Source organism: Flavobacterium sp. 38-13 (genome assembly GCF_001899155.1).
Taxonomy (GTDB): domain Bacteria; phylum Bacteroidota; class Bacteroidia; order Flavobacteriales; family Flavobacteriaceae; genus Flavobacterium; species Flavobacterium lindanitolerans.
Genome location: NZ_MKVG01000018.1, coordinates 93032 through 118170, shown reverse-complemented (window position 1 = coordinate 118170; position 25139 = coordinate 93032). Strand labels below are relative to the sequence as shown.

The 25139-nt window shown below is 39.0% G+C and carries 18 protein-coding genes and 1 tRNA gene; 15 read left to right on the top strand and 4 right to left on the bottom strand.

Annotated features, from left to right (window positions below):
• Positions 1-36: 36 nt before the first annotated feature.
• Positions 37-107, bottom strand: a tRNA-Gln gene (locus tag BGO88_RS12930).
• A gap of 143 nt (positions 108-250) precedes the next feature.
• Between BGO88_RS12930 and BGO88_RS12925 the strand changes: the two genes are divergently transcribed.
• The gene (locus BGO88_RS12925) at positions 251-3532 is read left to right on the top strand and encodes a glycosyltransferase family 117 protein (protein WP_286707129.1); all 3282 of its coding nucleotides are present in this window, start codon (positions 251-253) and stop codon (positions 3530-3532) included.
• A gap of 77 nt (positions 3533-3609) precedes the next feature.
• Positions 3610-4254, top strand: a complete 645-nt coding sequence (locus tag BGO88_RS12920) for a polysaccharide deacetylase family protein (RefSeq protein WP_286707128.1) — start codon at positions 3610-3612, stop codon at positions 4252-4254.
• Here the strand turns inward: BGO88_RS12920 and BGO88_RS12915 are convergent.
• The gene (locus tag BGO88_RS12915) at positions 4251-4547 is read right to left on the bottom strand and encodes a thioredoxin family protein (RefSeq protein ID WP_056068034.1); all 297 of its coding nucleotides are present in this window, start codon (positions 4545-4547) and stop codon (positions 4251-4253) included. The two genes, BGO88_RS12920 and BGO88_RS12915, sit on opposite strands and share 4 nt — an antisense overlap.
• 72 nt (positions 4548-4619) lie before the next feature.
• Positions 4620-5852: a metallophosphoesterase gene (locus tag BGO88_RS12910; RefSeq protein WP_056068031.1), complete on the bottom strand. Its 1233-nt coding sequence runs from the start codon at positions 5850-5852 to the stop codon at positions 4620-4622.
• A 268-nt stretch (positions 5853-6120) separates the two neighbouring features.
• Here BGO88_RS12910 and BGO88_RS12905 point away from each other — a divergent pair, with 268 nt between their 5' ends.
• The 6 genes from BGO88_RS12905 (at position 6121) to BGO88_RS12880 (ending at position 18461) form a co-directional block, all read left to right on the top strand.
• A complete protein-coding gene (locus BGO88_RS12905; RefSeq protein ID WP_286707127.1) occupies positions 6121-8691 on the top strand; it encodes an FG-GAP-like repeat-containing protein in 2571 nt (856 codons plus the stop codon).
• 141 nt (positions 8692-8832) lie between these two features.
• On the top strand, positions 8833-10254 hold the full coding sequence (locus tag BGO88_RS12900; protein WP_286707126.1) for an FG-GAP-like repeat-containing protein: 1422 nt from the start codon (positions 8833-8835) through the stop codon (positions 10252-10254).
• Between the two features lie 58 nt (positions 10255-10312).
• Entirely contained in the window at positions 10313-13222 is a 2910-nt protein-coding gene (locus BGO88_RS12895; RefSeq protein ID WP_286707125.1) for an NIDO-like domain-containing protein, read from the top strand.
• A gap of 136 nt (positions 13223-13358) precedes the next feature.
• Positions 13359-16196 carry a DNA polymerase I gene (gene polA / locus BGO88_RS12890; protein WP_286707124.1) on the top strand — a complete coding sequence of 946 codons (2838 nt, stop codon included), beginning with the start codon at positions 13359-13361 and terminating at the stop codon, positions 16194-16196.
• Between the two features lie 63 nt (positions 16197-16259).
• The gene (locus BGO88_RS12885; protein WP_286707123.1) at positions 16260-17138 is read left to right on the top strand and encodes a retropepsin-like aspartic protease; all 879 of its coding nucleotides are present in this window, start codon (positions 16260-16262) and stop codon (positions 17136-17138) included.
• Positions 17139-17153: 15 nt separating this feature from the next.
• On the top strand, positions 17154-18461 hold the full coding sequence (locus BGO88_RS12880) for a serine hydrolase domain-containing protein (protein WP_286707122.1): 1308 nt from the start codon (positions 17154-17156) through the stop codon (positions 18459-18461).
• A 40-nt stretch (positions 18462-18501) separates the two neighbouring features.
• On the opposite strand, the gene BGO88_RS12875 is transcribed toward BGO88_RS12880, so the two are convergent.
• Positions 18502-19527 carry a LacI family DNA-binding transcriptional regulator gene (locus BGO88_RS12875; RefSeq protein ID WP_056068018.1) on the bottom strand — a complete coding sequence of 342 codons (1026 nt, stop codon included), beginning with the start codon at positions 19525-19527 and terminating at the stop codon, positions 18502-18504.
• Positions 19528-19876: 349 nt separating this feature from the next.
• Between BGO88_RS12875 and BGO88_RS12870 the strand changes: the two genes are divergently transcribed.
• From BGO88_RS12870 to BGO88_RS12840, 7 genes are all read left to right on the top strand, one after another.
• On the top strand, positions 19877-20620 hold the full coding sequence (locus BGO88_RS12870; RefSeq protein WP_056068016.1) for a ferritin-like domain-containing protein: 744 nt from the start codon (positions 19877-19879) through the stop codon (positions 20618-20620).
• Between the two features lie 25 nt (positions 20621-20645).
• Complete coding sequence (locus tag BGO88_RS12865) at positions 20646-21485, top strand: ferritin-like domain-containing protein (RefSeq protein ID WP_056068014.1); 840 nt, start codon at positions 20646-20648, stop codon at positions 21483-21485.
• Positions 21486-21739: 254 nt separating this feature from the next.
• A complete protein-coding gene (gene rplM / locus BGO88_RS12860) occupies positions 21740-22195 on the top strand; it encodes a 50S ribosomal protein L13 (protein ID WP_286707121.1) in 456 nt (151 codons plus the stop codon).
• Positions 22195-22581, top strand: a complete 387-nt coding sequence (gene rpsI / locus BGO88_RS12855) for a 30S ribosomal protein S9 (RefSeq protein ID WP_056068009.1) — start codon at positions 22195-22197, stop codon at positions 22579-22581. The genes rplM and rpsI overlap by 1 nt, the downstream gene beginning before the upstream one ends.
• A gap of 165 nt (positions 22582-22746) precedes the next feature.
• Entirely contained in the window at positions 22747-23523 is a 777-nt protein-coding gene (gene rpsB / locus BGO88_RS12850; RefSeq protein ID WP_056068008.1) for a 30S ribosomal protein S2, read from the top strand.
• Positions 23524-23656: 133 nt separating this feature from the next.
• A complete protein-coding gene (gene tsf / locus BGO88_RS12845) occupies positions 23657-24481 on the top strand; it encodes a translation elongation factor Ts (RefSeq protein WP_056068006.1) in 825 nt (274 codons plus the stop codon).
• A gap of 81 nt (positions 24482-24562) precedes the next feature.
• Positions 24563-25120 (top strand): DNA-3-methyladenine glycosylase I, encoded by a 558-nt coding sequence (locus tag BGO88_RS12840; protein ID WP_286707120.1) that lies wholly within the window; start codon positions 24563-24565, stop codon positions 25118-25120.
• The last annotated feature ends 19 nt before the right edge of the window (positions 25121-25139 follow it).

Here is a 25139-nt window from a genome sequence, read left to right as displayed (position 1 = left end):
AACAAAAAAACCTCTCAAAATTTGAGAGGTTTTTTGTTGGCCTACTAGGACTCGAACCTAGAACGACTGAACCAAAATCAGCTGTGTTACCATTACACCATAGGCCAGCAGTGCTTGATTGCGGGTGCAAATTTAGCACAAAAAACATATTGCGCAAATTTTTATTCAATTTTTATTGAATATTTTTTTTTTAGCTTTTCGTTACATAAAAAAGCATTTTCTTTGCAAGTATAAATTTTATTAGTTCTGTATGGTATCTTTCAACTTTAAAAAATGGAATACAATTTTGGGATGGACAGCCTTTGCTATTGCATTGGTGACTTACTCCCTGACTGTTGAACCCACATTAAGTTTCTGGGATTGCGGCGAATACATCTCTACTGCCGCCAAGCTCGAAGTAGGCCACCCACCGGGAGCCCCTCTTTATCAGATGATGGGCGCATTCTTCGCCATGTTTGCGACAGATGCCTCAAAAGTGGCTTTAATGGTTAACATGATGTCTGTTTTTTCAAGTGCATTTACCATTCTTTTTATGTTTTGGTCGCTGACCTTATTATTAAAAAAGCTGGTTTCAAGATTCTCCGAAATTGACAAAAATACCTCAATCGCAATTTTAGGCAGTGCATTTGTAGGTTCACTGGCTTATACTTTCTCAGACAGTTTCTGGTTTAATGCTGTAGAAGCAGAAGTTTACGCCATGGCCAGTTTGCTTATAGCCGTATTGTTCTGGTTGGGATTACGATGGGAACAGGATATGGACACGCCTCGCGGAAACAGATGGCTGCTGCTTATTTCATTGATTGTGGGACTTTCTTTCGGGGTTCACTTCATGGCATTGCTTACTATTCCTTCTATCGGATTCTTATACTATTTCAAGCATTACAAGACCGTTACCATCAAGAATTTCATTATTGCCAACATAGTAGTCGTTTCAATATTACTTTTCATCTTCAAACTGCTTTTGCCTTTAACAATGGGATTCTTTGGAAAAACCGAAGTTTTTATGGTCAACAGCTTAGGAATGCCTTTTGATTCAGGAACTATTTTTGTTGCGTTGCTGTTTGTAGTCTTATTCTACTTCGGATTAAAATACACCAAACAAAAAGGCTTTATACAGTACAACACTATGATTTTGTGCGTCCTTTTCATCCTGATTGGATTCTCTACCTGGATGATGCTTCCAATACGCGCCAATGCCAATACGGTTATCAACGAAAACAAGCCATCAGATGCGAGAGAAGTTCTTGCTTACTACAACAGGGAGCAGTATGGTGTAAACCCATTATTCTACGGTCCGCAATTTTCGGATACTTATGCCGGACTGGACAAGGACAACCCTTATCTTGACAAGGCTCCAAACTACGAAAGAGACTATAAAACCGGAAAATATGTAATCGTAAACAATTACAAAAACGCCGAACAAAATACAGACGACAATCACAAGGCTTTCCTGCCAAGAATGTGGAGCCCTGAACATGCTGAAAACTACATGACATTTACCCATGTATTGAATTTCAGAATGAATCCTAATTACGAATACGAAGAAGAACTTCCAAGATACGGCATTAATCCAAACGATTTGTCTGAAGAGGAATTGGCACACTACACCTCACAATTGCGTGCCGAAATGGAGAAAAATGTGGATGAGTTCCGCAAAGCCTATGCTTCGGGACAGATTGACACTGAAGGATACCATAAATTCCTTAAATCCTATGGTGATTACCTAATCATTGACAAACCTACAACAGCAGACAACTTTAAGTTCATGTTCGAATACCAGTTCGGATATATGTACTGGAGATATCTGATGTGGAATTTCACAGGAAGACAGAACGATAACCAGGGAAAATATGACAACCTGGACGGAAACTGGATGAGCGGAATCAATTTTATTGATGAAGCGCGTCTGGGCTCTCAGCAAAACCTTCCATCGGACGTTTTGAACAACAAAGGACGCAATCTGTATTATTTCCTTCCTTTCATTCTGGGAATCATAGGATTAATCTATCATGCAAATAAAGACCTGAAAAGTTTTTACGTATTGCTTGCCTTATTCTTATTTACCGGGCTGGCATTAAAAATCTACCTGAATGAAAGGCCGTTTGAGCCGCGCGAAAGAGATTATGCTTTGGTAGGTTCTTTCTATGTGTTTGCCATCTGGATTGGATTTGGTGTCTATGCGATATTTGATTTTATCAAAAAATGGCTCAACCCTAAAATTGCAGGGCCGGTTGTTATTGCAACTACCTTATTGGCTGCTCCGGTTTTAATGGCTTCTCAAAACTGGGACGACCATGACCGTTCCGGCAAATATACTGCAATTGCAATGGCAAAAGCGTATCTGAATTCCTGCGAACCAAACGCCATTCTGTTTACTATTGGAGACAATGACACCTTCCCGCTTTGGTATGCTCAGGAAATCGAAAACATCAGAACCGATGTTCGTATTGTAAACACCAGCTTATTTATGACGGATTGGTACATCGACCAGATGAAGGCAAAAGCCTACAGCTCTGAGCCATTACCAATAACCTTTAAGCACGAGCAATATGTGGGAGATAAACTGGATTACTCAATACACAGGCCACAAACAGACAAGAGATGGAATATTAACGATTTTATGAATTTCCTTTCTCTGAATGACCCAAGAGCGCTGTATGAGCTTCCAAACGGACAAAAAATCCACTATTTCCCGACTAACAAAATCAGGATTCCTATCAATAAGGAGGAAATTATTGCCAACAAGGTAGTTTCTCCTAAATATTATGACTCGATTGTTCCTTATATTGATATTGACATCAAGGACAGGGCTCTTTACAAAAACCGTTTGATGATGTTAAATGTCGTAGCCAACAATAACTGGAAACGTCCTATTTATTTCACCGGAGGAAGCTTTGGAGATGATGACTACTTATGGATGAAAGATTATTTACAGCTGGATGGAATGGTTTACAAACTGGTTCCTGTAAAAACAGCGCTTTCAAAAGCTCCTAGCCCAATGGATATGGGGCAGATTGATTCTGATAAGATGTATGATATTGTCATGAAATGGGATTGGGGTAATGGTGGAAGTACCAAGATTTACCATGACCCTGAAACGCGCAAAAACAGCATCAGCTACAGAACAAATCTTGCCCGACTGATGGAACAGCTAATCAATGAAGGCAAACCTAAAAAGGCAAAAGACATTATTGATTTGGCGATGAAGCAAATGCCAATAGACCAATACGGATACTATGCTTTCGTTGAGCCATTTGCCGGAGGTTATTATGAAGTGGGCGAAAAAGAAAAAGCAAGGGAAATTCTGAAGAAACTAATGAAAAAGTATCAGGAAAGCCTGACTTACTTCAAAACATTCTCCGCTACAGAACAGAACGATTATTATGTTGACATTGTTACCGACATTGAGCGTTACAGAGGACTACTTGAAGTCATGAAAGACCGCGGCGATAAGGAATTCTATGAAGCAAACAAAAAAGACTTCAATTCTTACAACGCAATGTTTAAACGTTTTGAACGAGATAACGAATAAATAAAATTCCCTGCATGGGATTCCCGATGTGCCAATTTGAAATTCAAATTGGCACATCTACTTTAAAAAGACTTGAGATGGGTTTATGGGTAAAAACAAATCGGTTAATTAAATGGGCTCTTCCAAAATACACCTGGGATATTCCTAATAATGCCAATACAATTTACCTTACGTTTGATGACGGCCCTATTCCCGAAATTACAGAATGGGTACTTGATGTATTAAAAGAACACGGCATAAAAGCCACTTTCTTTTGCATTGGCGACAATATTGAAAAGCATCCTGACATCTTCCATAGAGTAATCCGGGAAGACCATGCGATTGGCAACCATACCTTCAACCATCTGAAAGGCTGGGATACTCCTAAAAAAGACTACATTGAAAACAGCATGTCATGCGAAAAAGCCATCCAACAACACGTTAAAGGCGACGGACAGGGAACAAAACTTTTTCGTCCTCCATACGGAAAAATAAGCCCGTCCCAATCCAGATTATTGAGAAGGCTCGGCTATAAAATTATTATGTGGGATGTTATAAGTATGGATTTTGATAAAAACACCACGCCGGAAAAATGCCTTGAGAATGTAATAAAGAATACGGCAAGCGGAAGCGTAATTGTTTTCCATGACAGCATAAAGGCTTTCAGAAACCTTCAATTTGTATTGCCTGAAGCGATACGCCGTCTAAAAGAGAAAGGATTTGTTTTTGACAAGATTAGCTAAAGCTGCTCCTGCACCAAACCAATTATAGTATTAGCGTCCAGCTCTCCAGATTGTCTCCAAACCATCTGACCTTCCTTATATATCATAAGCGTCGGGAGCCCTTTAATACGCAAAGCATCAGCCAATTCCTGGTTTTTGTCTACATCAATCTTAATCACTTTTGCCTTGTCTCCCAAAGCTGCGGCCACATCTCTAATCACGGGATGCATTGATACAGACTGTTCATTCCAATCTGTATAAAAATCAATTAAGACTGGTACAGAGGCGTTGATAAGTTCTCCAAATTTTGACATAATTGAAAATTTACTTTGACTTTATTTCTAAATTACAACAATTTTTTATACAAATGTAGCATATTTGCTGAATTATGCTACATTTTCACCTTTTTTTAGTGTAATGACTGTAATTTCCGGCCAAATACCCACCCTGCCCGGATAGGCATGGAATCCAAAGCCCCTGTTTACGTAAATATAACGCCCCACATTTTCATATAATCCGGCCCATTGTTTGTAAATATATTGGACCGGGCTCCACTTGAAAAAACCGGGAATTTCAATTCCAAACTGCAAACCGTGCGTATGCCCGCTTAATGTAAGGTGGTATTTTGTCTGGTGATTTTTTATCTCATATTCCCAATGCGAAGGGTCATGGCTCATCAATATCTTAAAATCGGAATCTGTCAAACCTTCCGACGCTTTTGTTAAGTCGCCTGCTTTTTTAAAATTATGCCCCCAGTTTTCAACTCCAATCAAAGCAATTTCATCGGTCCCGTTACTGATTTTTACATTCTGGTTGAGCAATAACTTAAAATCAATCTGCCTGTGCAAATCTTTAATAGCTTCGAAATTTTCTGATTTCGCCTTGTCGGATGGCCATTCCACATACTCGCCATAATCATGGTTTCCTAAAACAGAATATTTTCCAAGTTTCGGGTTGTGTATTTTTTTAAATGTATCAATCCAGGGATGCATTTCTGTAGCATGTGTATTCACTATATCGCCCGTAAACAGAACCAGATCCGACTGCTGTTCATTAATCAAATCAACTGCATATTGGATTTTCTCGGGGTTATCAAAACTGCCACTATGTACATCAGATATCTGGGTGATTGTCGTTCCGTCAAAACTATCTGGCAGGTCCGGAAAAAACAAAGTCTGCCTTATAACCTTAAAATTGTACTTCCCTACCGTCATACCATACAAAAGAGAAACAAAAGGAACCGCGGCAATTCCAAGTGCCACCTGGCTTATAAACTTTCTTCTGTCCGGAAGAAAATGTCCCCTGTCATTATTACCCAAAAAATGAGTAATGATTCCCGAAAAAACACGATAAATATCTTCTCCAAACAAAATAAAAGTCAGAACCAATTTTGGCAAAAAGGTCAACAAAACAAGTCCGATAGTTATTAATGATTGCCGGTTCTGCCCCACAGTCCTGTCAAACTGGGTAAACGAATAAATGACAAAAATAATGATGGCAAGTGAAATAAGTTGGTACGGAATCAGAATCCATTTCGCTCTTGTAATTGTCTTGAATGCCTGAAATGCATATAGTTCTACCAAAACAACAAAAGCAATAAAAAATATCCAGCGAAGCATTAGTTTGATTTAGAATTTAAGCAAAGTAAATAAATAATGCTACTGCTCTGGATTTAATTGGATAAATTTTAACTATAACAGGATTTAACTGCCCGAATTGGCTTCCTATTTTATAACCGAATTATCACATAATAAAATTTGTATGTTAAAATATTTAGAAATCGTAAATACGGAAAGCCGTAAAAAGAATATTTGACAAAACTAAATTTCATCTTATTTTTATTTAATCTAAATAAATAACTTTGTGGTGTTTAGAAATCCACAAATTATGAAAAAAATATACTTAGTAGTAACAACAATCTTTACCTGCAGTCTTTTACAGGGTCAAATATTTCAGGAAGTCACCAACCAGACGTTTCAAGGCGTGTTTTATGGCGATGCTGCTATAGGCGATTTTGACAGCAACGGAAGAACCGATTTTATCATTTCGGGTGCCAGGCCGGGCTATACAGGATATTCCGGACTCTATAAAAACAATAATGGTGCTTTTACTGAAAACCTAAATGCTGGCATTAGCCAGATAATGTATTCCTCAATAGCTGTTGGTGACCTCAACGGCGATAACAAACCGGATTTCATCATTACGGGAACCAAAACAGGAGAAAATGCTTCTGTCGTTTTCGAAATTTATTATAACAATGGCGACGGTACATTTACTAAAAACACAACTTCCGGAATTCCGGGTGTAAACTTTGGTTCGGTAGCAATTGCAGACCTGACAAATGATGGTGTGGCAGACATTGTTGTGAACGGAAACTTAGGCACCGAATACATCACAAAAGTTTTCCAACAAAATTCTGACGGTACTTTTTCTGACCTGAATGCCGGACTGATGGGCACTTACTTTAGTGCTATAAAAGTTTTTGATGCCAATGCAGACGGATATCCGGATATTCTGGTAACCGGATTCAGCACCAATTATATCCCTGAAACCAAATTATATACCAATTCAGGAAGCGGTTCTTTTACAGAAAAGCCGATAACCATACCAGGCATTTATTTTTCCTCTATTGATGCTTTAGACATCAACAATGATGGACATTTGGATTTGTTGATTTCCGGAACCGACTATACGCCAACTCCAAGCCTTACTATATACACGAATGACGGTTTCGGAAATTTCATTCTCCAGGAAAACAACTTTACAGGAACCTATAACGGGAACTCAAAATTTGTAGACTATAACAATGATGGACTAATTGATATTTTTTCAATTGGGAGTAATGCAGCCGGTACAAACACAGTAGTATTATACAAGCAGAACCTTGACGGCAGTTATACGTTAGACACAGAAAACAGCGCTCCCATTGTTGGTGTGAATATGTCAAAAGGCCTATGGCTGGATTTTGACAACGATGGCGATTTGGATTTGCTTACCATTGGTTTTGAAGGTGGCAATGTGGCGCAAACAAGGTTATACAAAAACAAAACAATCAATCAGGAAACTTGCGGTGAGCCGGGTAACAATACCGGAGATTTAGGTTGCGTGACTTTCACCTATGAAGGAACAAGCGTAACTTATACTACCGTTCGTGGTAGCGACGGTAATATCTGGCTGCAACAAAATCTTGGAAGTGTCAGCGTTGCCACTGCTCAAAACGATGAAGCTTCTTACGGCGATTTGTTCCAATGGGGAAGATGGGACGACGGACACCAAAAAAGAAATTCAGTTACAGGAACAGTTCCAACACCAAACAATCCGTTGGGGCTAGCTGTAGGAAGCGAAACCCATTATACAGGTTGGTGGACACCAAACGCTTTAAGCGACAAATGGGAAGCTGCCACTCCTTCAGCTGCAACAGAAGTAAACGGTTGCGACCCATGTAAGGCATTAGGAAACGGATGGAAACTTCCAACAGAAGCAGAATGGACCGCAATCAAGGAATCGCAAAACATACAAAACCCTGCGACAGCTTTCCAAAGCGTTTTAAAACTTCCTGCATCAGGATACAGGGCTGCATCGGGGTCATTTAGTTTCGTTGGAACAAGAGGTTATTTCTGGAGTTCTACAACGAGTTCATCAGGAGCTAAATATATGTATGTAGGCAGTACAATAGCCAACCCATCTGCAGGTGGCCCGAGAGCTCAGGCAGCAGCCATCAGATGTATGAAATATCCGCAAACCACATCAACCTATTGCACTGTTTCGGTAGATTATGATGTAGAACCCATCACAATGGTTAATTTCTCTGACATCAATAACCTGACTTCAGAAGCTGTAAATACGACTCCAGCTTATGAAGATTTCACTTCAATTGTAGGAAACGTAGTCAGAGGCAATACCTATCAATTAACTGTAAAAGGAAACACAGTTGGCCAATTCGAACATGATATAAGAGCATTCTTTGACTGGAACAAAGACGGGGTTTTCGATATGCAGACAGAATACTATCATGCCGTACTGATGCCTTCAACCGGAGTTGATGCCATAGAAGCAACCGTAAGCATTACTATTCCGGCTACAGCAGTTATAGGTGATACAAGAATGAGAATCATCAAAGACCAATGGAATATTTATGAAGAGGGAGAATTTGATGCCTGTCTGAATGCCTATTACGGTCAGGTAGAAGATTACACCATAAACATTCAGGAAAGCCTGGGTACAATTGATTTCAGTAAAAATGATTTCATAGTATATCCAAACCCAACCAATGGCATAGTGAATATCCAGACAAAAGAAGCTATTAAGAATATTAGCCTATACAATCATTTGGGGCAGCTTATTGTTAAACAAAAACAGGAACAGCTAAACCTGACAAATCTTGCCAGCGGCATCTATATGGTTCGCGTCGATTTTGAAAACGGACAAACCGCCAACAAAAAGATTATCAAAAAATAATACCAATAGCGCTGGTCCCATTTTTTGAGGCTGGCGCTATAATTACAATACGGAAAGCAGTAAGGAATAATATCTGCAAAACTAAACTTCCGGTTATTATATTATTGAGAAATTATAAACCATATACAAATACTATACACCATGAAAAAAACATTCTTTCTATTCATCACAATTTTAAATGGCGGTTTTATGTACAGCCAAATTTTTCAAGCAGTTACTAACCAGACATTCCAGGGCGTATTTTACGGTGATAGCGCCGTGGCAGATTTTGACAACGACGGAAAAACTGATTTTATCATTTCGGGAGCCAAGCCGGGATATACGGGATATTCAGGACTTTATAAAAACAACAACGGAATATTTGCAGAAAATACCAATACTGCCCTCAGCCCGATAATGTATTCTGCCATTGCTGTGGGTGACCTTAATGGTGATAACAACCAGGATTTCATTGTAACAGGAACAAAAACCGGGGAAAATTCACCGATAGTTTTTGAAATCTATTACAATAACGGCGACGGTAGTTTTACCAAAAACACAACATCAGGCATTCCGGGTGTAAAATACGGTTCGGTTGCTATTGCCGATTTGACAAATGATGGTTTACCAGACATTGTTGTCAACGGAAATCTGGGTTCACAATACATCACAAAAGTCTTCAGGCAAAACCAGGACGGTACTTTTTCAGACCTGAATGCAGGACTGCTGGGAACCTATTTTAGTGCTATAAAGGTTTTTGATGCCAATGCAGACGGAAATCCCGACATTCTGATAACGGGATTAAGCACAAACTATAGGCCTGAAACCAAACTTTACATAAACTCAGGAAGCGGAACATTTACAGAAAAAACTACAACCCTACCGGGTATCTATATTTCTTCAATTGACGCTATGGACATCAATGATGACGGTTATCCTGACCTATTGATTTCAGGAACCAACTACTCTCGCATTCCAACATTGACGATATACACAAATGATGGTTCGGGAAACTTTACGATTCAGGAAAATGGCTTTACAGGTATCTACAATGGAAATTCAAAATTTATAGATTACAACAACGATGGTCTCATTGATATTTTCTCAATTGGACGCAATGCTAACAATGAAAATACAGTACTGTTATATAAGAAAAACAGTAATGGAACCTATACTTTAGACACTGAAAACAGTGCTCCCATTATAGCCGTATACATGTCTAAAGGTCAATGGCTTGATTATGATAATGATGGAGATATGGATTTACTAACCATTGGCTTTGAAGATGATAACGTAGCACAAACAAGGCTTTACGAAAACAAGACAATCAATGACGGAAATTTAAACACCGTTATTTTTAACAAAAACGATTTCAAATTATACCCAAACCCAACAGAAGGCTTAATCAATATCAAGACCAGAGAAGCCATCAGAAACATTAGTATTTACAACCATTTAGGACAGCTTATCACCACACAAAAACAGACGCAGTTCAATTTGGAAAATCTTGCCAACGGTATCTATATGGTTTGTGTCGATTTCGAAAACGGACAAACAGCCAACAAAAAAATTATTAAAAAATAGTACAATAACCTGGTTCTGATTTAGGACTAGCGCAACAATTAATCATTTATACTTTTACATGCAAACAAATTACACAAAAACATTTACCCTACTGCTTCTGATGCTTATTTATGGAACAGCATCAGCACAGATTGTCAATTATGGATTCTCACAAAGTGTCGGAACCTTTACAGATTTGACCAACCCAACCTTAATTGCGGAGCCTACCTCATTAACAGGAACAGGTGCAATTGACGACAATAAATACAATGCCGTTGCAATTCCGTTCAGTTTTCCATTTAACGGAACCACTTTTACAGCATTAAACATCCATGCTGATGGTTTTGTAAGTTTTGGAGCAACATCCCCAAGCGGCAATACTCCTATTTCGAATAGTGCAACTACATTTGACGGCGCGATTGCAGCCGTTGCCACAGATATGCACGCCTTATACAATATTGACGGAAGAACGGGAAGCATCAGTACTCAGGAAGTAGGAACGGCACCTAACAGGGAATTTGTAATTCAATGGATGCATTTCAGGCCCTATTTAAGTTCTACCTCAATCACCAGTTATTTTGACTGGAGTTTTCAAATTCGCCTGAAAGAAAACGGAGAAATCAATATTGTTTATGACCTGAAAGTAACAGGAACACCAACTTCGGCAACGGCGCAGGTTGGACTTCGCGGAGCTATAAATTCCGATTTCAACAACAGATATTCCAGCGGAGTTGCCACAAGCAACTGGATACTTTCCGCTGCCGGTTCGTCAAACACTTCATCGATGACCTGTAATTCCACTTCCTTGCCAGGTTCAGGTTACACCTTCACATGGGTACCGCCTTCACCATGCGTGGTTCCGGCATCGCAACCTACTGCTCTGACATTTGACATACAGGGTATTATCATAAACGGAAGCTTTACGGCAGCAAGTCCGAGAGCAGACAAATATCTGGTATTGAGAACTCCGCAAGGAACTGTTCCAAACCCTCCGCAAAACGGAACAAATTATGCCACAGGCAACAATACCGCACTTAACGCTTACGTAAGCTATAGTGGTAGCAATACAAACTTCACAGACAATAGCTCTAGCGGCATTCAGGGAAATACTGCCTACACCTATACGGTTTATGCAATAAATACTGCCTGCACAGGAGGACCTGTTTATAACACAACAGCTCCATTGACTTCAGATGCGGTAAACTGTCCGGCTCCTGTTAATCAGATAACTTCAGCGAACGCTACAATGAACAGCTTTGTCCTTAATTGGGCTGCTCCGGCAAGCGGAAATGCAGCTACTTTCAATTATGTTATTGAAGTGGCTACCAATAGTGACTTTTCAAGCCCTGTTGCCGGCTCTCCATTTACACAAACTTCTTCACAGACAACATTCCTGGTAACCGGATTATCAAGCAACACCAAATATTTTTATAAGATAAAAGCGGTAAGCAATTGCAGTGGCGTTTACTCTTCAACTGGAAATATTTCTACTTTATGCGAATCTGTTACGGCTCTTCCTTATACAGAAAGCTTTAATGCGACCGACCTTTCCTGCTGGGCAACAACTATGATTACCGGAACTGCGAATTGGGCTGTATCAACAGGGACTTCCGAAGTTCCGACAAGAATAAGCGGTGAAAGACAAATGATTAAAGCTTACAACAATTCAAGTGCCTTGCTTATCAGCCCTCTATTCGACTTCTCTGCACAAACACATGAGTTGATTCGCATGAAAGTCTGGATTTACAGAAACACAAACGGACATGCTACAGATGTTGTAAAATTCCATGTGAACACAACAAATTCATTAAGCGGTGCTACAGAACTACTTTCTGTATCGCTTAAAACAACTCTTGAACCTACAGTTACAGCAGCCGGTTGGTACAATTATACTGTTGCCATTCCACAATCGTATTATGCAGCACCTTTCTTTGTAATTGCACAAGGAATAACCAATGGTGGTACCTCATCTTATGGATTAGGAATCGATGAATTTTCTTTAGAAGCCATTGCCAACGCAACTCCGCCAACTTCTATTACAGTTACGACACAAAACAGTACTCCGGCAGAAATCACAACTTCAGGAGGAACATTGCAATTAGCCGCAAACATACTGCCTTTAGAAGCAAACCAAAATGTAACCTGGTCAATCGCAGAAGGCAATACCCTGGCAACAATCAGCTCAACCGGATTACTGACAGCAATTATGAATGGTCAGGTAAAAGTGCGCGCTACTTCAATTATAGACAATACTATTTTTGGAGAAATCCAGATACAGCTTAGCAATCAGCCTCTGGTCTATTGTACGCCAAATTTCTCACAAGGAACAGAACCTATCACACTGGTTGAATTTGCCGGTATCAGCAATACTTCGCCAGCTTCAACATCAAGTCCGGCTTATGAAAATTTCACTTCAATAGTTGGAAGTGTTAGAGTTGGAAACACCTATCCAATCCGATTAAAAGGAAATACAAACGGTTCCTATTCCGGTTATTTCAAAGTCTATATCGACTGGAACAACAACGGAACTTTTGAAGATAGCGAAGGCCAATCGTTAGGCTACCTTTCCAATTCATCTGGCGAAGATGCTGTAGAATTAAATGCCGAAATTACAGTTCCAGCAACAGCAACTATCGGAAGTGTTCGAATGAGAGTATTGAAAAAATACCAATCATCAACTATTCCTGCGTGCAATACGGACAGTTACGGACAGGCAGAAGATTACACCCTGAATATTGAAGAAAACCTTAGCGTTGGCGGTTTTGACAAAACCAATTTCAAACTATATCCAAACCCAACAAACGGTATTGTCAACTTATTAACCGATTTAGAAATCAAGGAGGTAAAAATCTACAATCAGCTTGGTCAGTTAGTTTCCATCCAAAAAACATCACAGATAAGCCTGTCTGATGTGGCCAACGGAATTTATATTTTCCATATTGATTTTATAAACGGACAGACAGCCAAACAGAAAGTCATTAAAAAATAAATTACATGTTAGTTCCATATCCTTTTAGTTAGTTTTTTGTTTTTTTATGAAGAACCGATGCTGATTATTTAGCATCGGTTTTTCTATTTTTACACCTTAAGTTTTGTATTTTTGAAAGCTATAGAAACCATTTTTTATGTCACAGCAAAAACGCCTATTTCTTCTTGATGCCTACGCTTTAATCTTCCGAGGCTATTACGCATTTATTAAAAACCCAAGAATCAACTCTAAAGGAATGGATACCTCAGCCATTATGGGGTTTATGAATTCCCTTTTAGATTTGATTAAAAGGGAAAAGCCAGACCATCTGGCAGTAGCATTCGATAAGGAAGGGAGCCATGTAAGAAGTGAAATGTTTGCCGATTATAAAGCCAATCGTGATGCTACACCTGAAGCCATCCAGATTGCGATTCCTTATATTCATGAATTGCTAAAAGCAATGCATATTCCTATTATTGAATATGCCGGATGCGAAGCCGACGACTTAATAGGAACTATTGCAAAACAGGCCGAAAAACAAAACTACAAAGTGTTTATGGTTACGCCTGATAAGGATTTTGCACAATTGGTTTCTGAAAACATCTTTATGTACCGTCCGGCCCGAATGGGGAACGGTATTGAAATTTGGGGTGTTCCGGAAGTCTTGGCAAAATTTGAAATCGAAAGACCGGAGCAGGTAATTGATTTTCTGGGAATGATGGGTGATGCCGTTGATAATATTCCCGGACTTCCCGGCGTAGGAGAAGTAACCGCCAAAAAACTGTTGAAGGAATTTGGCACAATGGAAAACCTTCTCGAAAATACGCATTTGCTGAAAGGCAAAATGAAAGAAAATATAGAAGCCAATAAGGAAAAGGGAATCCTGTCCAAAAAACTGGCAACTATTATTACAGATTGTGATGTGACATTTAATGAAACGGATTACGAGCTTACACGCCCGGACATTGAAAAAACCGAAGCGATTTTCCAGGAACTTGAATTCAGGAGAATGGCAGAGCAATTTGATGCGATTTTCAGACCCGGTAGCTCTTTACCGGCGGCAAACAATCAGCCGGATGCCAAGCTATATAAAAAACCGCAGGCAAAAAATGAAGAGCAGTTTGACCTTTTTGCTACCACAACAGACGAAACAACGGGAGAAGTTAAAACCAGTTTTTATAAGACACTAAAAGACACCGAGCACTTCTATCAATTGGTTGAAGGCGACATGGCGGTAAAATTCCTCATGCAAAACCTGCTCAAGCAAACAAGCGTTTGTTTCGACACAGAAACAACCGGAATCGACCCGTTGACTGCTGAATTGGTCGGAATGTCATTTTCATGGGAAAAAGGCAAGGGTTTCTATGTTCCTTTCCCTGAAAACCAAACCGAGGCTCAAACTCTTGTCAACAAATTTATCCCGTTTTTTGAAGCAGAAGGAATCGAAAAAATAGGCCAAAACCTAAAGTATGACCTGAAAGTCCTGGCCAACTATAATATTGAAGTCAAAGGAAAAATATTTGACACCATGATTGCCCATTATCTGATTAACCCGGATATGCGCCACAATATGGATATTTTATCCGAGACCTATCTTCAATATTCTCCGCAGTCTATCGAAGAACTGATTGGAAAAAAAGGGAAAAACCAAAAAAACATGCGGGAAGTGCCTGTTGAAGATGTCAAGGAATATGCGGTAGAAGATGCAGACGTGACCCTCCAGCTAAAAGACATTTTCAGCAAAGAGCTGGACAGCACCAACACTAAAAAATTATTTGAGGAAATAGAAGTACCTCTGGTTCCTGTTCTTGCAGATATGGAAAGAGAAGGTGTCAATCTGGATGTCGAATTCCTGCACAACCTGTCTAAAGAACTAAAGGACGATATACAAAAACTGGAAAACCAGATTTATGAAAATGCCGGAGAAAAGTTCAATCTGGCCTCTCCAAAACAATTGGGAGAGATTTTATTTGACAAGTTAAAGATTGGCGGAACCAAACAAAAAAAGACCAAAACCGGACAATATGCTACCGGTGAGGAAGTTCTTTCTTATTTAGCATTATCAAGTCCGTTTGTTCAGGACATTCTGGATTGGCGACAATTGGTAAAACTGCTTAACACATATGTGGATGCTTTGCCTTTACAGGTATGCCAAAAAACCGGAAGAGTTCACACGGATTATATGCAGACTGTAGCCGCAACAGGGCGTCTTAGCTCCAACAATCCGAACCTGCAGAATATCCCAATCCGTACGGAAAGAGGCCGTCTAATCCGAAAAGCATTTATTGCAAGAGACGAAAACTACACTTTGGTTTCTGCCGATTATTCTCAAATTGAATTGCGAATTATTGCAGCACTGAGTGGCGATCCGGAAATGGTAAAATCTTTCCAAAACGGTGAAGACATTCACGCTTCTACCGCTGCGAAAGTTTTTAATGTTTCTCTGGAAGAAGTCACCCGTGAGCAACGAAGCCACGCCAAAACCGTAAACTTCGGGATTGTCTACGGAGTCTCTGCTTTTGGATTAAGCAACCAGACATCGCTTTCGCGTTCCGAATCTAAAGACCTGATTGATGCCTATTACCTGACCTATCCAAGATTGAAAGCCTACATTCAGGAACAGATTGAATATGCCAGACAGCACGGTTATGTTCAGACCATTCTGGGAAGAAGGCGCTATTTAAAAGATATTAATTCACAAAACGCTGTTGTTCGCGGCGCGGCAGAACGAAACGCTGTCAATGCCCCAATACAGGGAAGCGCGGCAGACATTATCAAAATAGCCATGATTAATATCCACAAACGCTTAAATGAAGAAAACTGGAAGAGTAAAATGTTACTCCAGGTACACGATGAACTTGTTTTTGACGTTCATAATAGTGAACTTGAAAAAATACAACCAATGATTAAGCAGGAAATGGAAAATGCATTTAAACTGGATGTACCCTTAATTGTAGATTTGGGCAAAGGACATAATTGGCTGGAAGCACATTAAAATAGCAAGGTGTAACAGAAACAGACAAATTGCGTCATATAAATAACCACTCAAAACCCTACAATGAAAAAAACTGCTTTATTTCTATGCCTGCTTTTATGCCTGAATTCTTTTGGACAGGAACAAATCAATAAAACAATCTCCATTCCCTTTACGCTGCTTGGAAGTGGTCATATTTTAGTAAAAGCAAAAATAAATAATGTAGAAGGAAATTTTATTTTTGACACCGGTGCCGGACTTAATTTATTGACAAAGAAATTTGCGGACAACGTGAAAGACCTGAAAAAAACGGATGGATTTTATACCGGCCACAGGGCTACAGGCGAAGAGATTGTAGCGGATCTTTGGGATACGAAAAGTTTAGAAATTGGCAACCAAAAGTTAAACGCTGAAAAATTTACTGTTATTGATTTGGATTTCCCTGTTGATGGCCTGATATCGTTATTACCTTTCAGAAACATTCCCATCACCATCGATTACAAGGATAAAGTATTGGTTTTAGAAACAGAAAAATCAGTCAAAGAACTCGCAAAAAAAGGTATTTCTATCCCTATCCAGATTTCAGATGATTTAGAAAAAACCTTAGGGATAGCCACCTATGTTCAACTCAACGACAAACTTGTTGTACAAATGAATTTAGACAGTGGCGCCGGCTTCAACGTATTCAGATTCAATTCGAGATACATGCAATCGTTAGGAATCGACCCTTCAAAAACAGAAATGAAACATCAGAAAAGCGATTTCAAGCCAACTGAAGGAAACAATTATTATTACACCAACCTTTCCAAAATAAATACTGAATCGAGCAACAAAATTTCAGCCACTAATTTTAAGGCTACTTTTATTGACGGGTTGATTTATGAAGCGATTGGAAGTATAAACTGGCTTGGCGATAAGATTACAATTGATATCCGAAATAAAAATATGATTATTAATAATTAGGACACTGTTTTTATCATGAAAAAAATATTCTTATTCCTATCCATCTCCTTATCCTTAAACGCATTTGGACAAAGTGAGACACGATTTGACAAAATCGACAGCCTATTGAATTATCTTAGTTCGAATAATAAATTCATGGGAAGCGTTGCCATTCGAAATAACGACGAGATTATTTTTGAAAACACCTATGGTTATGCCGATGTGAAAAACAAAATCAAGGCAGATAACCAAACCCGATATAAAATTGGTTCTATTACAAAAACATTCACGTCGGTTGTCATTTTACAGCTTATCGAAGAAAAAAAACTGACACTCGACACCAAACTGTCCAGATTCTTCCCGACAATACAAAATTCAGAACACATCACTATCGACAATCTTCTCAGCCATTCCAGCGGTATTTACAGCTTTACAAATGATTTGGATTATCCAACCTATGCAAAACTGCCAAAAACACGTAGCGAACTGATGAAGAAAATCAAAGCAGGCAAGCCTGTTTTTGAACCGGGAGAAAAGGCAGAATACAGTAATTCCAACTACGTCATCCTGGGCTGGATTATTGAAGACCTGACGAAAAAGAGCTATGCGGACAATATTAACTCCCGAATCATCCAAAAATTAGGGCTAAAAAACACAGGGTTTTCCACCGGAGCAAAAAATGAAGCCCTTTCTTATGAATGGGATGGAAAAAACTGGAAAGACGCTTCAAAAGAAGATATGTCTATTCCGGGTGGTGCCGGTGCTATCTTATCATCTGCTTCCGACCTGACTGCCTTTATCAACGCATTATTTTCCGGAAAATTATTAAAGCAGCCTTCCCTGGACACTATGATTACTATCGAAAAAGGATATGGAAAAGGAATATTCGCCATGCCATTTGCAGAAAGGAGATTTTATGGACATTCAGGCGGAATCGAAAGTTTTACGTCTTCTTTGATTCATTATCCAAAAGAAAAACTCAGCATTGCATTGCTTGACAACGGGCAAGGTTATGACACAGACGGAATAATGATTGGAATTTTGAGTATTTATTATAAAATGCCTTACCGATTCCCTAATCTGAAAACGGCTACCGTTGATGTTGCCATTCTTAAAAAATATGTGGGCATCTACTCCGACCCTAATTTTCCTTTAAAAATTTCAATCAAGGAAGAAAACGGCGTGTTAATTTGCCAGGCAACCGGTCAGGAATCTTTTCCGCTTAATCCTTTAAGCGACACCAAATTCAATTTTGACCCTGCCGGTTTAGAATTGGTCTTTTCGCCAAATGCAATGACGATACTGCAAGGCGGTCATGAATTCAAGCTCACTAAAGAAAAATAAACCTATAAAAAAACAAAACCCGCGATTAGCGGGTTTTGTTTTATGGTAACTTTCGGGTAGAATCTCTTTGGCGCAGTTCGGTTTTGATAACCGTTGTACGGTAAGCATATTCTTCCTCCTTACTTTCCAGTTTTTCAATAAGCATCTTGGCCGCTTCTTCTCCTATTTCAATTCCGTGCTGGCTGATAGTAGAAAGACTTGGTGTTAATCTTCGGGACCAAACACCGTCTGCAAAACCAATTACACAGAGTTCATCAGGGATTTTAATTCCTTTTTTGATAGCCATTTTCATTGCCATAGTCGAAGCATGCTCGTCTAACGCAAAAATACCGTCAATTTTTTGAGTATTGATAAGCTCATTCAATCGGAAATCAAACTCATCCGGATTATCAGTACGGATAATCAAATTTTTATTGATTGCAATATCATTATCAGTTAAAGCCTTTGCATAGCCTTGCGCCCTTAACTTCGCTACGCTCAGGTTGTCAATCGCTGTTAGCAGCGCTATATCTTTACAACCCAGTTGTATCATATGATTCACAGCATTTACCGAAGAATCGAAATCATCAACAATTACCTTATCGCAATTTACTTCATCAGAAATCCTATCAAACATAACAATAGGAATACCATCTGAAATCGCATCCTTGAAATGCTTAAATTCCTGCTGTTTCTGCGTCTCTTCCGCAATTGACAAGATAAACCCATCAATTGTTCCGTTGCTAAGCATATCCATCGTATGGATTTCTTTTTTTAGAGATTCATTAGTAATACAGGTAATCACATTATAGCCTTTTTCATTTGCCTTCTTTTCAATTCCGCTAAACACTTTGGCAAAAAACGGATTCAGGATATTCGGAATAATAACCCCGATGGTCTTTGTGCTTCGGTTTTTCAGGTTGATGGCAATATTATTCGGCTTGTAATTTTTAAGCTTAGCAAATTCCTGAATTTTAATTTTTGTAGGCTCGCTGATTTCCGGGCTGTTGCTCAATGCTTTAGAAACAGTAGAGACAGACACATTCAATTCTTTGGCTATTTGCTTTAAGGTTGCTTTTGGTTTCATCGCTGTTCATATAATTAAGGAAATGTAAAGTAAGTGAAAAAATAGAAATTACACTTAAAATTCGTATTAAACCTTACAATAAGTAAACCAGCAACTATCTCCTATTCTTTCGGTTTTTTAAAAAAGTAATATGCTTCCTGATGAATAGCACACTTTTGACGCAGGTTAAATCAAAAACAAACATTCACACTCCTGATAAATAAAAACACAAAATAATACCGGTATAAATGGTAATTATATAACATTTTATGAAAACCACCAACACAATTACTACGTAAATGACTCAATCAGGCTCTTGCTAAAGTCTGAAATCAACCAATGAATTATTAACCTTTAAATGTCTAACTTTATGAAAAACGTAGTAACTGTAAAAGAACAGCTAACTTCGGGAACCAATCGAAGAAGTTTCTTAAAGATTAGCGGACTCACTATGGCAGCCACAGGATTGCTCTTAACCGGCTGTAATAATGACGATGATTCCATGAACAATGGCCCTTATGCTCCCGGAGTACGAAACGGCAAATTTGATCTTGGAAGCGGCGACCTGGGTGTTTTGACTTATGCCTATGCACTAGAACAGCTTGAAGCCGATTTTTATACACGTGTTGTCAACCTGAATAATTTCGGGGCACTTTTTAACAGCGAAGAACAACAGATACTCTCTGATTTATACGCCCACGAAGTAATCCACAGAGAATTCTTCAAGGTCGCTTTAACCGGAGCCCTGCCTAATCCTTCTACTCAACTGCTTCCTGCATTGCAATTTGATTTCAGCACTGTAAACTTTAGCAGCAGGAGTTCTATTCTGGGGACAGCAAAAGCATTAGAAGATACAGGTGTTGCAGCTTATAACGGAGCAGGAAAATTAATTACAAGTACTGATTATTTATTGCTGGCAGGTAAAATTGTTTCTGTTGAAGCAAGGCACGCCTCCGCTATAAGGAGTTTGATCAATCCTAATTCGAATGATTTTGCAGGCGATGATGTTGTCAACGCCTCAAATGGTCTGGATGCCGCCAAAAATCCATCGCAGATACTTCCCATAGCCGGCAGTTTTATCACAACGGAGTTCACGGCTACCTATTTACCTTAAACACTAACCAAAAAAATTAGAAATTATGAATCTATTAAAATTTATAGAGTCCTTTACTGATGACCATTTAATGAACAGTAAAGGTTCCCGAAGAGATAGTTTCGGGCAATTTGGACAACTAGGTAAAAATTTAGCACTGGCCTCAATTCCGTTAGGACTGGCGGCATTTACCAACAAAGCCTTTGCTTCAGATATAGGGCCTACGCCAAGCACACCTATTGGAGCCTTACAGCTTGCCTTAACATTAGAATATCTTGAAGACGAATTCTATCGATTAGGATTGGAATCCGGAGTTATTCCAACCGGCGGAAGAGACGAAAAAGTATTCATGCAGATTGCAAAGCACGAAGCCAGCCATGTGGAGTTCCTGATTGCAGGGCTCGGAGCCAGTGCGGTTGCAAAACCAACGTTTGACTTTACAGTCGGAGGCGCTTTTGATCCTTTCAATACTACAGGAATAGGCGCCACCGCCGCATACCAGCAATTTTTAGTATTGGCACAGGCTTTTGAAGATACGGGAGTAAGAGCCTATAAAGGACAAGCCGGCAATTTGATATCGACACCCGATTTACTGACAGCCGCCTTGCAGATTCATTCTGTAGAAGCCCGCCATGCCTCGGAAGTGCGAAGATTGCGAGGACTTAAAGGATGGATTACGGGAAACCAAAGAGGCGCCGGAATGCCATCTGCAACACAAGCAGTCTATGACGGAGAAGAAAATGTAACCCAGGCAGGATTTAATACCAGCACCGTAAACAACGGATCGTTAGGACCTGCAATTCCCGGATTGGCCGGATCAGAATCCTATGACGAACCGCTAACCACACAACAATCTGTGAACATAGCCAATTTGTTTATTGTATAAAATCACCTATTCATACTTCCAGCAAACCATCTAAAGCCTTTTAGATGGTTTTTTATTTTTAAAAATCAACCACCGTCCTTATTGAATCAGTAAATTAAAAATAATGCTTACATTTGCCCTTCTTCATTTACAGATTTTCAATCTGATAATCAGCCTCTAAAATAATCTTTTATAGGTATTTGCATTTAAAAATAATTATTGTACTTTTGCAACCCCTTTATTGGGGATGGAATGTTTAATTAAAATAAATTATTGTGAACACATTAAGCTACAAGACAATTTCAGCAAACAAAGCCACTGTAAAGAAAGAGTGGATTGTTGTTGATGCTGAAGGTCATAACTTGGGCCGTCTTGCTTCAAAGGTCGCTATGATCCTTAGAGGTAAATACAAGCCGAGTTATACACCGCACGTGGACTGTGGAGATAACGTAATTGTTATCAACGCGGAAAAAATCAACCTTACAGGTAACAAATTGGATGACAAAATCTATATGCGTCATACAGGTTACCCAGGAGGACAAAGAACTTTGACTGCTAAAGTATTACAGACAAAAAACCCTGCATCTTTAGTGGAAAAAGCAATAAAAGGAATGCTACCTAAAAACAAATTAGGCGCACAACTTTTCAGAAATTTAAATGTTGTTGTAGGTTCTGAGCACTCTCACGAAGCTCAAAAACCTAAAACTGTTAACCTTAACGATCTTAAGTAATGGCTACAATTCACAAAATCGGTAGAAGAAAAACCGCTGTTGCCCGTGTTTATGTTACAGAAGGAACTGGAAACATCACGGTAAACAAAAAAGAATTTACAACTTACTTCCCGACTGCAACTTTACAGTACAAAGTTTTGCAACCTCTTTCAATGACTGAGAATGCTTCAAGCTTTGACGTAAAAGTAAACGTTTATGGTGGTGGTTCAACTGGTCAGGCAGAAGCTGTAAGAATGGCAATCGCTCGCGCAATGTGCGAAGTAAATGCTGAAAACAGAGCTATCCTGAAACCAGAAGGTTTATTAACAAGAGACCCTAGAATGGTTGAACGTAAGAAATTCGGTCAGAAGAAAGCTCGTAAGAGATTCCAGTTCTCTAAACGTTAATATTACCGTCTTTTCGGTAACAGAAAAGACACCGTTCATTTATTATTCAAAACAATGTTGTTATTCCCTGTCGAGGCAGGAAATTAGTTTAGCATCTAAATGTATTCAGCCGGTAATCCGCCATTTATACATTGCTAATCAACAGAACGTAAACTATTTATTAAAATGGCAAACAAAGTAGAAGTTAAAGAATTACTAGAAGCAGGTGTTCACTTCGGACACATGACTAGAAAGTGGGATCCAAACATGGCTCCTTACATCTATATGGAGCGTAATGGAATCCACATTATCAATCTATATAAAACTGCAGCTAAAATCGAAGAAGCTAATGAAGCTTTGAAAAAAATCGCTGCATCAGGTAGAAAAATATTATTCGTTGCTACCAAAAAACAAGCAAAAGATATCGTAGCTGAAAAAGCAGCTGCAGCAAACATGCCTTACATCACTGAAAGATGGCCAGGTGGTATGTTGACTAACTTCGTAACTATCAGAAAAGCGGTTAAGAAAATGGCTTCTATTGATAGAATGAAGAAAGACGGTACTTTCATGACATTATCTAAAAAAGAACGTTTACAGGTTGATCGTCTTCGTGCAAAATTAGAGAAGAACTTAGGTTCTATCGCTGATATGTCAAGACTTCCTGCTGCATTGTTCGTTGTAGACATTAAAGCTGAACACATCGCGATTAAAGAAGCTCAAAAATTAAACATTCCAGTTTTCGCAATGGTAGATACAAACTCTGACCCAAGAGAGGTAGATTATGTAATACCTGCAAATGACGATGCTTCTAAATCAATTGAGAAAATTTTATCTTTAGTAACTGCTGCTGTTATCGAAGGTCTTTCTGACAGAAACACTACTTCTGACAAAGAAGTTGAACAGCCAGTTGACGAAGCTACTGACGCTCCAAACGAGACTGTAGAAGCTTCTACTGAAGAATAAATTAAATTAGATTCCAAATATTTAAATTCCAATTTCCAGATAAATTACAATACGTTGATAATTTAATAAACTTGGGATTTGGAATTTAGACTTTGGAATTTTTTATTTTTAACCCTTAAAAAAACACACTAAAATGGCAACTATAACTGCTGCAGATGTAAATAAATTAAGAACCCTGACTGGTGCCGGGATGATGGACTGCAAAAAAGCGCTTGTTGAGGCTGACGGAAATTTCGAACTAGCTATCGAAAACCTACGTAAAAAAGGCCAAAAAGTAGCTGCTAACAGATCTGATAGAGAATCTACTGAAGGTGCTGCTATCGCTGTTGTAAATGCAGATAAAACTTCTGGTGTTGTAATCTCATTGAACTGTGAGACTGACTTCGTTGGAAAAAATGAAGGTTTCGTAAAGTTGGCTACAGATTTGGCTAACCTTGCTTTAAACTTCCAGACTAAAGAAGAATTTTTAGCAGCTGATTTCAACGGAATCACTGTTGCTGACAAATTAATCGAGCAAACCGGAGTTATCGGAGAGAAAATCGAAATCGGTTCTTTCGAAAGATTAGAAGGTGCTTTCGTTGGATCTTACATCCACGCAGGTAACAAAATCGCTACTCTAGTTTCTCTTTCTGCTAATGTTCCTGGTGCTGAAGAAGCTGCCAGAAACGTTGCTATGCAGGCTGCTGCTATGAACCCAATCGCGTTAGACGAGGCTGGTGTTGATGCATCTATCATTGAAAAAGAAGTAGAAATCGCTAAAGATCAATTGCGTCAGGAAGGAAAACCAGAAGCTATGCTAGATAACATCGCTAAAGGTAAAATCCAACGTTTCTACAAAGACAATACATTGGTAAACCAGGATTACATTAAAGACGGTGCTGTTAGCGTTTCCGGATATGTAAAATCTGTTGACCCAAGCTTGACTGTTACTGGCTTCAAAAGAGCTGCTTTAGGATAATCTCCTGAACACTATCTTATATACTGATCCCGCTTCTTCCGAAGCGGGATTTTTATTTATATTTGGAGTAAAATCGAAGCAATGGAAAAAATCAGATGCAGATGGTGTGTTGGCGACAGCCTATATGAAAAATACCATGACGAAGAATGGGGCGTTCCTGTTTATGACGACCAAAAACTCTTCGAATTCCTTACCTTAGAAACTTTTCAGGCCGGCTTGAGCTGGATTACCATACTTCGCAAGAGAGAAAACTTCAAAAAAGCTTTCGATAATTTTGATTATAAAAAGGTGGCTCAATATACCGAAGAAAAAATACAGGAACTTTTACAGGACACAGGAATTATAAGGAATCAGTTAAAAATACGTGCTACCGTGACCAATGCCCGGGCTTTTATGGAAACACAAAAAGAATTCGGAAGTTTTTCAGATTATATCTGGAAATTTACCGGAGGCAAGCCCATTATAAACAATCCAAAAACATTGGCTGATGTTCCCGCTACAACTCCACTTTCTGACGAAATCAGTAAAGATTTGAAAAAAAGAGGATTTAAATTCGTTGGCTCTACCGTTATTTATGCACATATGCAGGCTACCGGAATGGTAAACGACCATGTTGGTGAATGCTGGACCAAAAAGTAAGGCCACAGCATTCTCAACA